The organism is Candidatus Kryptobacter tengchongensis, from assembly GCF_001458555.1.
In the GTDB taxonomy this organism is placed as follows: Bacteria; Bacteroidota; Ignavibacteria; order Kryptoniales; family Kryptoniaceae; genus Kryptonium; species Kryptonium tengchongense.
The window spans coordinates 1-11992 of record NZ_CZVH01000057.1; the positions used below are offsets into that span (position 1 = coordinate 1).

At 35.0% G+C, this 11992-nt stretch carries 19 protein-coding genes; 10 read left to right on the forward strand and 9 right to left on the reverse strand.

Features of this window, described 5'->3' with window-relative positions:
- The 10 genes from AT685_RS05210 to AT685_RS05250 form a co-directional block, all read left to right on the forward strand.
- On the forward strand, positions 1–219 hold a 219-nt coding region (locus AT685_RS05210; RefSeq protein WP_143713134.1), incomplete at its 5' end, for a TlpA family protein disulfide reductase.
- The gene (locus AT685_RS05215; protein ID WP_072151821.1) at positions 209–412 is read left to right on the forward strand and encodes a hypothetical protein; all 204 of its coding nucleotides are present in this window, start codon (positions 209–211) and stop codon (positions 410–412) included. The genes AT685_RS05210 and AT685_RS05215, both read left to right, overlap by 11 nt.
- A gap of 15 nt (positions 413–427) precedes the next feature.
- Positions 428–592 (forward strand): hypothetical protein, encoded by a 165-nt coding sequence (locus tag AT685_RS08415; RefSeq protein WP_159420485.1) that lies wholly within the window; start codon positions 428–430, stop codon positions 590–592.
- A gap of 18 nt (positions 593–610) precedes the next feature.
- The gene (locus AT685_RS05220) at positions 611–1057 is read left to right on the forward strand and encodes an OsmC family protein (RefSeq protein ID WP_072151822.1); all 447 of its coding nucleotides are present in this window, start codon (positions 611–613) and stop codon (positions 1055–1057) included.
- Positions 1050–1613 (forward strand): Tll0287-like domain-containing protein, encoded by a 564-nt coding sequence (locus AT685_RS05225; protein ID WP_072151823.1) that lies wholly within the window; start codon positions 1050–1052, stop codon positions 1611–1613. The genes AT685_RS05220 and AT685_RS05225 overlap by 8 nt, the downstream gene beginning before the upstream one ends.
- Positions 1614–1621: 8 nt before the next feature.
- Complete coding sequence (locus AT685_RS05230) at positions 1622–2188, forward strand: class I SAM-dependent methyltransferase (RefSeq protein WP_072151824.1); 567 nt, start codon at positions 1622–1624, stop codon at positions 2186–2188.
- Positions 2185–2592, forward strand: a complete 408-nt coding sequence (locus tag AT685_RS05235) for a rhodanese-like domain-containing protein (RefSeq protein ID WP_234696252.1) — start codon at positions 2185–2187, stop codon at positions 2590–2592. Before AT685_RS05230 ends, AT685_RS05235 begins: the two co-directional genes overlap by 4 nt.
- The gene (locus AT685_RS05240; RefSeq protein ID WP_072151826.1) at positions 2589–2822 is read left to right on the forward strand and encodes a DUF1858 domain-containing protein; all 234 of its coding nucleotides are present in this window, start codon (positions 2589–2591) and stop codon (positions 2820–2822) included. The genes AT685_RS05235 and AT685_RS05240 overlap by 4 nt, the downstream gene beginning before the upstream one ends.
- Positions 2815–3006 carry a DUF6132 family protein gene (locus AT685_RS05245; protein WP_420021845.1) on the forward strand — a complete coding sequence of 64 codons (192 nt, stop codon included), beginning with the start codon at positions 2815–2817 and terminating at the stop codon, positions 3004–3006. Before AT685_RS05240 ends, AT685_RS05245 begins: the two co-directional genes overlap by 8 nt.
- A 2-nt stretch (positions 3007–3008) precedes the next feature.
- Complete coding sequence (locus tag AT685_RS05250; RefSeq protein ID WP_072150272.1) at positions 3009–3272, forward strand: YkoF family thiamine/hydroxymethylpyrimidine-binding protein; 264 nt, start codon at positions 3009–3011, stop codon at positions 3270–3272.
- A gap of 8 nt (positions 3273–3280) precedes the next feature.
- Here the strand turns inward: AT685_RS05250 and AT685_RS05255 are convergent, their stop codons facing one another.
- The 9 genes from AT685_RS05255 to AT685_RS05295 all read right to left on the reverse strand — a co-directional run.
- Positions 3281–3712 (reverse strand): hypothetical protein, encoded by a 432-nt coding sequence (locus tag AT685_RS05255; RefSeq protein ID WP_072150273.1) that lies wholly within the window; start codon positions 3710–3712, stop codon positions 3281–3283.
- 128 nt (positions 3713–3840) lie between these two features.
- On the reverse strand, positions 3841–4842 hold the full coding sequence (locus AT685_RS05260; protein WP_072151828.1) for a YncE family protein: 1002 nt from the start codon (positions 4840–4842) through the stop codon (positions 3841–3843).
- 27 nt (positions 4843–4869) lie between these two features.
- Entirely contained in the window at positions 4870–5556 is a 687-nt protein-coding gene (locus AT685_RS05265) for a Crp/Fnr family transcriptional regulator (RefSeq protein WP_072151829.1), read from the reverse strand.
- A complete protein-coding gene (locus tag AT685_RS05270) occupies positions 5540–7876 on the reverse strand; it encodes a glycoside hydrolase family 15 protein (protein WP_072151830.1) in 2337 nt (778 codons plus the stop codon). The genes AT685_RS05265 and AT685_RS05270 overlap by 17 nt, the downstream gene beginning before the upstream one ends.
- A complete protein-coding gene (locus tag AT685_RS05275; protein ID WP_072213122.1) occupies positions 7873–9570 on the reverse strand; it encodes an alpha/beta hydrolase in 1698 nt (565 codons plus the stop codon). Before AT685_RS05275 ends, AT685_RS05270 begins: the two co-directional genes overlap by 4 nt.
- Positions 9571–9573: 3 nt before the next feature.
- A complete protein-coding gene (locus AT685_RS05280; RefSeq protein WP_072151832.1) occupies positions 9574–10392 on the reverse strand; it encodes a purine-nucleoside phosphorylase in 819 nt (272 codons plus the stop codon).
- Positions 10389–10661, reverse strand: coding sequence for a flippase-like domain-containing protein (locus AT685_RS08675; RefSeq protein ID WP_072151833.1), 273 nt, complete (start codon positions 10659–10661; stop codon positions 10389–10391). Before AT685_RS08675 ends, AT685_RS05280 begins: the two co-directional genes overlap by 4 nt.
- A gap of 19 nt (positions 10662–10680) precedes the next feature.
- Entirely contained in the window at positions 10681–11331 is a 651-nt protein-coding gene (locus AT685_RS05290; RefSeq protein ID WP_072151834.1) for a lysylphosphatidylglycerol synthase transmembrane domain-containing protein, read from the reverse strand.
- A partial coding sequence (locus tag AT685_RS05295; protein ID WP_320409075.1) for a Maf family protein occupies positions 11324–11992 on the reverse strand: 669 nt, incomplete at its 5' end. The genes AT685_RS05295 and AT685_RS05290, both read right to left, overlap by 8 nt.

The window sequence follows — 11992 nt, forward strand, 5'->3', positions numbered from 1 at the left end:
GGCGGAGTTAAAGATGTTTTGCCATTTATGAAAGAGTTCGGGATTAATTATACAATTTTAATTGGGAATTATAAAGTCACGCAAGATTACGGTGGGATTCGTGGGATACCGACTACATTTGTGATTGATAAAAAGGGTAATATAAGGGCAAAGTATGTGGGTTATCGTCCAAAGGAAGTTTTTGAAAGAGATATAATTATGCTCTTAAATGAGAAATGAAATGACAAAATCGGTTCATTTGAGTTTTCAAAGCATTGAAGTTGATGTTAAGAAGTGTCCAAATTGTGGAAACGAGATGATATTTATCAGGAAATGTTGCGGAGATAACGAAGTCTGGCGTTGTGAAAATTGTGAATATATTGAGAAGGAATTGAATCAAAACATCTGGTATTATTATATCTGGGCAAAATAAATTCTGAGTTTTGGAATGGTTTCGGGAATAATTGGTGGACTTATCGGTGGAGTTTTGGGATTTTTCATAGGTAGATATTTTGCAAAACTTGGTGGTATGTGTCCGCTTTTGTGTAACCCGAGGATAAGCACAATATATTTTGCATTACTTGGTTTTTTGCTTGCTTATAATAAATTTTAAAAAATAAGGAGGGTGAAAATGCCGAAGGTTGAAGTTAAATTTGTAGATGGAATGACCTTCATTGGGAAGGGGGAATCAAATCATTGGGTTGTGATGGATGGTGCAGAAACAGTTGGTGGAAGCGACGCCGGGACAAGACCAATGGAACTTGTTTTAATTGCCCTTGGTGGTTGCACTGGAATGGATGTTGTGAGCATTTTGAGGAAGAAAAGGGTTAAATTTGATAAATTTGAGATGAAAATCAGCGGGGAAAGGGCAGAAGAACATCCTAAAGTTTATACAAAAATTGACATTGAATACATAATCTATGGCAAAGAAATAAATCCAAAAGATGTTGAACATGCAATTGAGCTTTCACAATCTAAATACTGCTCTGTTTCCGCGATGCTTAAAAAATCAGGTGCACAGGTAAATTATTCTTACAAAATAATTCAGCCTGAAACGGAGGTGGTAAAGGGTGAATAAAACATTTCTAATTTTCATTTTTGCTTTCTCTCTTTTGTTTCAATCGGATGAAAAAACTAAAAAAGCGGTTGAACTTGCAAGGGAGATTTCAAATGAGCTTGTTGATTCTGTGAAAGCAGTTCTTTTTAATGAACTTGCCAAAGGTGGTTATACAGGTGCAATTAAAGCATGTTCAAATCTTGCGCAGGAGATAATAAAAGCACATCGGGAAAAATATCAGGTTTATGTGAGGCGGATAAGTGAGAAATACAGAAACGAACTTGACAAGCCAGATGATTATGAGGTTAAAGTTTTGAGGAAACTTGATGAACTTAACAAACAAAATGAACTACCACAGGAATTTTACGAAATTGTTGATGAAGATGGGGAAAGATATTTGAGATATTTTAAACCGTTAATTGTTCAACCTATGTGTTTAAATTGTCATGGAACAGAGGAGGTTTTGAAGAAGGAGATAAAAGAATTTTTGAGGGAAAAATATCCGAATGATAAAGCTGTGGGTTATCACGCTGGAGATTTCAGAGGTGCCGTAAGCGTTAAGATTAAAATTAAATAACTGAATTTATGCATAAGTTCAACCCAGAAAATGCACACCGACTTCACAATGACGAAAGGAGGAAAATTCTTCCACCGGAAGAAATTTTGATTGAGTGCGGATTAAAAAAAGGGATGACGATGGCTGATGTTGGCTGTGGAAGTGGTTATTTTACAATCCCAGCGTCAAAAATTGTCGGCAATTCTGGAAAAGTCTATGCGATTGATGTTCAAGAGGAGATGTTAAATAGATTAAAACAGAACAATTTACCTGACAATGTGATTGTATTGCTTGCGGAGAATGATTATAAATTTCCGATCACGGATGAAATAAGCGATTTTACACTTCTTGCGTTTGTTGTGCACGAAAATAGGGATATTGAGAGGTTTTTAAACGAGGTCAAAAGAATAACGAAAGATAAAGGGAAGGTTGTTATTCTTGAGTGGAAAAAGCAGTTTGAGGAAGCGGGACCGCCGTATGAAGAAAGGATATCACAAGTGGATCTTGTTAAGATCCTTGATAAACTTGATTTTTCAATTGTTGAGCAGGGTGATATTAATCAATCACATTATAAAATAATTTGCCTTAAAAAGTGAAAACACGCTTTAAAGTTTTTCTACTTTTTTCACTGTTGCTTTATTTTGTAAGTTGCACTGCAAGAGTTAGTCAAAATCAGACAAGCACTTACATAGATATAACTCCTATTGAGGCAAGGGAGAAAATTCAAAAGGCAAAAAATGTTTTACTTCTTGATGTTCGTACAAAGGAAGAGTTTTCCGAGGAGCGCATTAAAAATGCGTTAAATATCCCAGTTCAAGAACTTGAAAAACGGTTGGATGAACTGAAAAAGTATAAAAATTTTGAAATCATTGTTTATTGTAGAAGTGGGGCGAGAAGTAGAAGAGCAAGCGAGATACTTGTTAAAAATGGATTTAAGTTCGTCTATAATCTTTCTGGTGGAATTATTGAATGGAAGAAACAATTTGAGGTGGAAAAATGAAAAAAATTACAAAAGACATAACAATTGAGGATCTTGTTACAGAATTTCCTGAATCAGTTGGTTTCTTAATGAAAAAGGGAATTAAGTGCATTGTTTGTGGTGAACCGATATGGGGAACACTTGAGCAAGCGATAAAGGATAAAGGAAAGGAAAACGAGATGGAGAAAATAATTGATGAGTTAAACGAAGTCCTCGGTCTAAAAGAAAAACGAGATGATCAAAGTGAATAAACTTAAATTTATTTTTCTTGGAGTAGGGGCTATTGCAGGTTATGGTTATTATTATTTCATCGGTTGTAAGGTTGGAACCTGCCCAATCACAAGTAATCCATATCTTTCAACGCTTTATGGGTTATTATTAGGTCTTGGGGTTTATTTGACATTTTTTTCAGGTAAAAAGAAACAGGACAATTAACAGTGGCTGTTGCAGTTCAGATAAGTTTATACCCATTGAGGCAGATGGATATAATAGAGCCAATTAACAGCGTGATTGAAATTTTTAAGTCATATGGTCTTGAAACGCATGTTGGTTCAATGAGCACGCTTGTTTACGGTGAGGATGAGCAAGTTTTTAAAGCGCTTCAGGATGCTTACAAAAAGGCAGCTGAGTTTGGGGAGTTCGTTATGGTTGCGACTTTTTCAAACGCTTGTCCGCTGCCTTTGAGATTTGATATAAGATGAAATTTACTCTATCTTTTTCTGTAAGTTTGTAACAGTTGTTGCATTATATCATTTGACAGTGATAATCCTTGAATGTTTAAGACGACGATGGTCATTATATCACTTACTATGATTGGTTGATTTTGTGAATCTGAGTAAAGATTATCAATTCTATCAACTATTTCTCCAACTGTTGTTGAGCCGATATCTGTGTAGGCGGTCCATTTCTGGAAGACCGCATCTGCAGTGTTTTGATTTATGATTCCATTCTTTTTGAGGTTGTTGAGCGCATCTTTTAACACATCATCTCCCCAGGTCACACCATTCCAGAATCCAGCGACAAAATATATTTTTGCATTTTTATCAAGCCCCTGCCACCATTTTCCATCGCGAACTGATTGTGAATTTGAAAAAGCGATAAATGAAAAAAGCAGGGCAGCTAAGATAGAAATTTTACGCATTGTAAATCTCCAAAGTTTGTTTAAAAAGTTTTTAAACCCTTTCACCCGTGGAAAGATTTCAGTTAACCTTCATTCAAGTGGGTGAGCAGGTCAAGTGCAAGATATAGAGTTAAAAGATAAAAAGCAAATTACCATATTCCAATACCATCAGGTTCTTTGCCAGTTTTAATTGTTTTTATAACTTTTCCATTTTTGATGTCAATTACGCTTACGATATCAGCATTTGAGTTTGCAACATAAATTAAGTTTTTATCATCAATACTTATCCCAATTGGGACAGGGCTATCGCCGAAAACGGAGCCGAACAATCTTCCCGTTTTTTCAACATCCACCTTTTCTGCAGTTTTTATTCTTTTTATCGTTTCTTTATTTTTCGCGTCAATTACGGCAATTTCGCCACTCCTTGCACATGATATAATTGCATACTTTCCATCTTTTGAAAATTTAACCCGAATCGGGAAGCCATCAACTTTAAATTTTGTTTTCATCTCAAGTGTTTTTACATCAACGACTGCAATGCTGTCCTCGGCTCTGTTCGTGACCCAAATTTCGTTTCCATCGGGAGTAATATCAATTCCTTCGCTACCTCTGCCAGTTTGTATATTTTTGATAAGGTTCATCTCATTCAAATCAATCGCGCTTATAGAGCCAGAGCCAATGTTTGCCACAAAACATTTTGTTTTGTCAAGTGAGAGAACAAGCATATGTGAAATTTCTTGGTCGGTTCTAACAGCGCCGATAATTTCCCCATTTTTGACATCAACGATGATAATTGATTTGTTTGCTTCAACTGTGATGATCAGTTTTTCATTATCAATCCATTCAATGCCATGGGGTCTACGGAAATCGCCAAGGTTTATCGTTTTTTCAAGTGTTAATTTTTCAAGATTTAAAACTGTGATTGAATTTCCAGGATTTTCGCGTGTTCCATAATTTGTTATAGCTGCAAATCTTTTGTTTGGTGAGATCGCAACTTCATGTGGTCCTTCACCTGTGGGAATTTGAATAAGTAATTTATCTTTTTTAAGGTCAAAAATCATTGCTGTGTTGTCTGATTTATTCAGCACAATTAAGTTTTGTGAAAGTGAGATATATAATGGAATGAATAGGATCAGGATTTTTTTAAGCATAGTTTGGCTCCGGTTTTGGTTTTGAAATTATTTTGATAGGGCAAGATTTTTCAATTTTTCCAAGTTTAAAATTACAATTTTTTTCCCCTTGACCTCAATCAACCCATCATCTTGGAGTTTTCTCAAAGCTCTTGAAAGCGTCTCAATAACCGTCCCAAGGTATGATGCAAGCATTGATCTTGAAATGTTTAATATTATCTCATTTCCTTCTTTGCCATGGCATTGTTTTTCGTATTCTTCAATCAGATAGGTTGCGAGTCGTTGTGGGACATCTTTTGATGTCAATTTCTCTATTTGTTGTGTTAATTCTTTTAATCTTTTAGCAAAACCTTGAAGAATTTTTAGGGAGATTTTTGGATTTTTTACAAATAATTGAAGAAATCTTTCTTTGGGTATAAAAAGCAGGGTTGAATCCTCAATGGCTTCACAGCTTGAGTCGTATGTTTTCCCATCAAATAGTGGGATTTCTCCAACAAGATTAAATGGTTCAACTATTTGTATGGTTATATCTCTCCCATCTGGGGTTAGTTTAAAAATTCTCACTGCACCTTTTAGAAGAATATAAAAACCCAGATAAGGTGCTCCTTCAGAAAAGATGATCTCTTTTTTGGAAAATTTTTTCGGTTGGGATATTTGCGTGAATTTGCGGAGTTCATCGGTTGAAAGCTCGGAAAAAAGTGGAATTTGCCTTATTGTATCATGGTCTGGTTTCATTTAAACTCATTTTTTTTATTTCAAGAAGAGCAAGAATATACGCTCCAGCCCCAAAACCGACCATGGGATATTGCCCTTGATAATCAGAGTTCCACTCGTCGTAGAGTTCTGCTATCAGATTGTAATTTAAATTTGATTGCGAAGTTACCCAGTTGAGAATTTGTTCTGAATCTTTTTTAAAACCAGCTTTTTTCATTGCCACCGAAATCCTCAAATCAATGAAAATCCACTCTTGTCTGTCATACCAATCACCGTTGTTAACCCTGAAGAAACCAAATCTATTTTTAATTTTTAGATTATTTTTTATCGCTTCTATTGTTTTTTTCGCAATTTCATCATCTGCAGGGATTAAGTTAAAATTTATCGCTTCAACCACGCTTGCGTCAAAATATTCAAAATCGTTATCGCTCTTTGCTTCAATTGTTCCTTTTATCGCCTTATTTTCATCAACAAAATTTTTTAAAAAAGATTTTAAAATTGAATCGGCGAAGGAATTATAGAATTTTTCAGCTGTTTTATCTTTCAAAAGTTCAGCAATTTTAGCGATTGACTTTAAACCTTTGATTGCTGTTATTGTGGTATAGGCATAATGTTTCCCCGGAAGATGTCTTTCCCAAGGACCTGATTCAGCCCGTATTACCCCAAGTTTATCAATTGAAGATATTAACACATCTGCTATTTTTGTCGTCAGTGTATCCCAGTATGTTATCGCAAATTCAAGATCTCCGCTTTTTTCAACATAGTTTCCGAATGTCCACAGGAAAAGTCCAAACCCATCAAGTTCAATGTTGGGTCCATTTTCATTATGGTCTGATTCTTCAACCCCATCTCCATAATACTTGCAAACGGTGATTTTATAGTCTCTTTTAACTCCATAATCTTTTCCATCTTTGTATATAAATTTTTTATAAAATCCTGTCCTTGCTTTAAGCATAAATTCAAGAGCTGATTTTGCTTCATCAAAATATCCTAATTCAATTAAGGCATTTATGGCATAGGCTCCATCTCTAACCCAACAGTAAGTCCACTCACCTGGTGGGAGTGAAGCAAGGATTTGTCCATAGGAGGTGCCTTTTTCCCGACATTGTGCCATCTTTATAATTGCAAGTGATTGTCTGAAAAGTTCAGCTTCTTTTTTTGTCAATTTGAGGTTAAAATGTGCTTGTTTAATAAAGTTTTCCCAAAATTTTATTTCATCTTCAATTATTTGGTCATTTTCTGTCAAATTTGAAAATCTCTCTATTTCTTCCCTTGTTCTTGATGATGCGATGGCGATGAAAATTCTTTTTTCAACTTCACCACCTGTTCCATCGCTTCGCTTAACTGTTTTGGATTTAACAACTTTTTTGATCTGTAAATTTTGAATATCCATTACATCGTCTAACTTATCTTCCGATGTTATTTCGCCTTGAATTGTGTTCGCTTTAAAATAGATTTTGCTTTGTTTGTATTTTTTGTTGATTTTGCAAATCGCAACTAAAACAGGTGCATCAATTTGAAACGGGGCGAAATAGAAGGTTTGGATGCCAAGTTTTCTATAACTTGCGAAAATTATGTTTGTTCCATTTATATAGCCAATCTCATCTTCGGAAATCTTTGATAAGTCATATTCTTTACCGTCAAGTTCAACGATAAAGTTTGCGCTATTTATAAAATTTCTTGTGTAAATTCCTGATGATATGACTTTGTAAATGTGTTCGTACATTGATGTGATTTGATGTTTTTCAGTGTTATAAACTATGGCTGTGAATCCATTAGTTGAGACGAGAGCTTTTGCAGATCGGTGTGGTTTATTATTTTCTTTCACCTTTATATCAAAATCTTTTTTCAAAATCAAACCAACAGGACCTTTAAAAATTCCGCCATCAAAACCGAAATCACAAACTCTAACTGCAAGGACATTATTTTTTTCTTTTAACAATCCTTTTGGTAATTGATATGCACGAAGCGTTGTCCATTCGGTTCTTCGTTCAGGGGGAAACTTGCCTGTTTCTCCAACCTTAACTCCATTTAAATATGTTTCATCGGCATCATCTATGCTGCCAAGTAAAAGAATTATCTCTTCTTTTAGAAGATTGGGGGGAAGATCAAAATGTAATCTATACCAAGCGAAACCATCGTAGTTTTCAAAGCCTTGACTTTCAAATGTTGCTGGGACTTTTATTTTTATCCATTGGGAGTCATCAAAGTTGGGATCAAGCCATTTTAAATCATCCCCTGTTTTAAAAAGCCATTCGCCTGCAAAGTTTAATTTAAGTTTAAAATCCTGAGCTGAAAGCGTTGAAATGAGGAGAAGAAAAATCAAATAAATTTTTTTCATTGTGATTTTAAGCTTTCTTTAATTCTTACATATTTGCTTTTGTAAAAGTTATTTGAATGGAAAATTAGATTTTCTGTAAAATGAGAAAACCAAAAATCGCGGTTGTGTTCCCCAGGGTAAATTTTAAATTCGTGTTTTATCCCTTTGCTTTTTAGTATCTCGTGCATTTTTAAGTTTCCATCTTTAAGCCAGTCCTTATCCCCAACATAGAAAAATATGTTTAAACTGTCAAAGTGATCTCGCGTTAATTCCTGTGCGATTGATGTCGGTTGAATTGATCTCCAGTAGATTGAATCACCCTCGTGTATATACTTTCTATCTTTAACCTTCTCAAATGGAATTTCAAGTGCCCCCATCATGCTTCCAATTGAGGTGAACTTATCAAAGTATTTAAGCCCAAGCAGCATCGCTCCAAATCCGCCCATTGATACACCATCAATAGCTCGGGTCTCGCGGCTTGGGATAGTTCTAAAAGTTGCATCAACATAATTTATTAAATCTTCAACAATATATTGCTCATACATTCTTTTCCTGTTTTTTGAGTTGGCATAAAAAGATGTGTCTGCATCTGGCATGACGATTATCATCTCAACAATTTTGCCGATATTGATTAAGCTATCAACGATGGAATTTATCTTGTCATATTTCCATGATTCATCACTTCCGCCATATCCATGTAAAAGATACAAGACAGGGTATCTTTTACTTATATCAGTGTCATAACTTGGTGGAAGATAAACATAAAAATATCTCTCTTCCTGAAGCCATCTTGAGAAAAAGTTTGCTCTAAAAAATCTACTTCTGTTCCCAATTTCAAGCAGGGAGCCATTTTCAAATTTAAAATATCTTACCTGTTCATCGCTGAATTTTACAGCTCCGGTTGTATCCTTTATCAGGCGAACATAGTCCGCAACGAGGATGCTATCGTTTTCAGGTGAGTGGTAAACTTTAAAGTCAACATAATCAATTGAGTATCTATTTTCGGTTAAAAAGTTGCTTATCTGATTTAAATCTCTCTTCCATAGTGTGTATGTTTTTTCGTTTTCTCTAAATCTTAAACTTAGAAATGAAAGGTATGGAGATATTTTCCCCATTGTCAGGAGCGAGTCCATGATTTTAATTGTTAAAAAGATCGCATTATAATTTTCTTGGCTTGCGAATTTTTTCTTTTCGTTTTTCATATACCATAGTTCATCACGGGATACAATTAGAATTGGTCCTTCATAAATTCCACCGCCGAGCCCATGGTCTTCAACTCTTACAGCTATAACATTATCTCCGTCATAGTTTATAAGATCATTTGGTATAAAGTAAATTCTCTCTTGCGTCCATCCGTTTGTTATACCGATTAGTTCGCCATTGAAGTAAACCTTATCATTATCGTCAATTTTGCCAAGATAGAGGTAAATTTTTTTAGTTTTAAATGTTGATGGTATTTTAACATGTTTTCTATACCATGCGATGCCGTCAAATTCATAGCCTTGTTTTTCCCATTGAGATGGAACGAAAATTTCAACCCAGCCGAACTCGTCAATTTTTACATCGCTCCATTTTTTGTCATCGCCGATTCTGAAAAGCCATTTACCGGATAGTTCTATTTTTTCGCCTTGATGTTCATCATTTATTTTTTGTTTTGTATTTCCTCCGCAACCCAAGACGAGAATAGAAATTAACAGCGCGAAGAGAAATTTCATATCTTAAAGCTCGCTTTGTTTTATTTTTTTGATCGTTTCTTTAATTAAAAGTGAAAATTCGTTTTTAACCCTTTGCGCAACTTCTGTAACCTCTTCATGTGAGAGCTTCGCTGAGCTTATTCCAGCAGCGTAATTCGTGATGCATGATATTCCGAGAACCCTCATTCCGAGATAATTTGCAGTTATAACTTCTGGAACAGTTGACATTCCGACCGCATCAGAACCGATTTTCCTAAGCATTTGAACTTCGGATGGTGTTTCATAATTTGGACCACGAACGCCACAGTAAATCCCTTCACGGACGGGTAGTCCAAGCTCAATTCCTGTTTGAATTGCTATTTTTCGGAGTTTTTCATCATAGGCTGGCTTGTTGAATCTATTTACATTTGGCGAGAAAATTTTAAGTGGATTTAGAAACATGAAGTTTATATGATCTGCAATTATCATTAAATCGCCAGGTTTAAAATTTTTATTCAATCCCCCAGCTGCATTTGTGACAATTAAGATTTTAACACCGAGTTCATGCGCCACAAGCACTGGATAAATGACATTTTCAATTTTCCCCGATTCATAGAAGTGAATTCTTCCTTGAAATCCAAGAAGATTTATATCATATAATCTTCCAAATACAAGATTCCCGGCATGTCCTTCAACTGTTGGAAGTGGATAGTTTGGTATATCGCTTGTTTTAATTTTCATTTTATTTTCAAATTCTTCTGCAAGGTCGCCAAGCCCGGAACCAAGGATTATGGCTATCTGAGGACGGAGGTCATTTGTTTTTGCTTTGATGTATTTTATGCTTTCCTTTATTCTTTCAATCATTTTTTAAAGTTTACAATTTTTTTCTGAAAAATGTAAAGCGCTATCAGACCAAGAGCAACAGCAAACCATAGAGTTGCAAATCTGATTATTATTGTTATCGCAACTGCGGTATTTTTCGGAATTTTATTAAAGATTAAAAGCCCGCTCATGCTTCCCTCCGTAAATCCAAGACCGCCAGGTAGCATTGAGATTGCGCCAGCAAGTGTAGAGAAAGAATAAATAAAAGTTGCAAGGTTAAGCGAGAGATCAATTGAATACGAACGAATCACAATGTAAAAGCCAAGGCATTCAAAAAAACCATGATACGGTTGAAATAAAAACCGAGGGGATTAAAACCCTTAAGTCAATTAATTCAACTGTGCTATTGTAAGCGGTGTTAATTTTTGTTGCAAATTTATCCCCGATTATTTTTCTAATCCTTTCAAATACAAGATAAAAATTTCCCTTTTTGCTGATTATAAAAATTCCTCCAATGATTATAAATCCGACGCCGGCGGTGATTTCCTTGCCGTAGTTAAAATAGAATGAGCCGTACAATGCAAGAATTACAAGGGCGATAAAATCAGTTAACCTTTCAACAAAGACTATTGGCGAAGAGCGTGAGATCTGAACATTATCGGTTATTTTTAGCAGATAAGATTTTAAGGTTTCCCCAAATTTTCCGGGTGTAATTGACATTGTAAGACCACTGATGAAGATAAGGAAACTTTTTGTTGTTGAGATTTTTATTCCAAGTTTTCTCAGGTAAAATTCCCAGCGGAAAAAGCGGAAGATATAATTCAGCAGGGAAAGAGTTAGAACAGGTATTAAGAAAATCCATTTGAAATTTTTTAAACTTAAAACAAGTTTTTCAAGGTCAGCGTAAATTGCGAGAAAAGCAAAAACCAAAGTGCAAACTAAAACAGATATGATAACTTTTTGATGAAGATTTTTAATCATCAGATAAAAATCTTTTCATTGCGAGGTAAAATTTTGTAAGGGGAAATCCAACGACATTATAGAAACAACCATTAATTCTTTCAACGAAGACCGCACCATAATCATCTTGAATTCCATATGCCCCCGCTTTATCAAGTGGTGAACCAGTCGCAACATATTCATCAATTTCATCTTCATCTATTTCCCTAAATTTAACATCTGTGACTTCAAAGTCAGAATAAATTTTATTTGTCTTTGTATCAAGGATTGTAAATCCGGTATAAACTCTGTGAGTTTTGCCCGATAACTTTTTTAACATCAGTTTCGCCTCTTCCTGGTCTTTAGGTTTGCTTATGATTTCTCCATCAAGGACGACAATGGTGTCGGCTGAAATAATGATAGCGTCGGGGTAGTTCTTGGCAACTTCAATTGCTTTTTTCTTTGAAAGGGTCAAAACATGTTCTTCGGGTGAAGATGTTTGAAATGAGTCTTCATCAACCCCACTTGGATGAACGATAAAACTTAAGCCGATTTGTTTTAAAAGGTTGTATCTTCTTGGTGATGCAGAGGCGAGGACAACGGTTTTATTTATCTTGAGCATGTTTTTATTTTTTCCTTTATTAATAAAAAATCCCGACACAAGGTCGGGATTAAAATTAAAAAATGAAATGATTAAATTCAA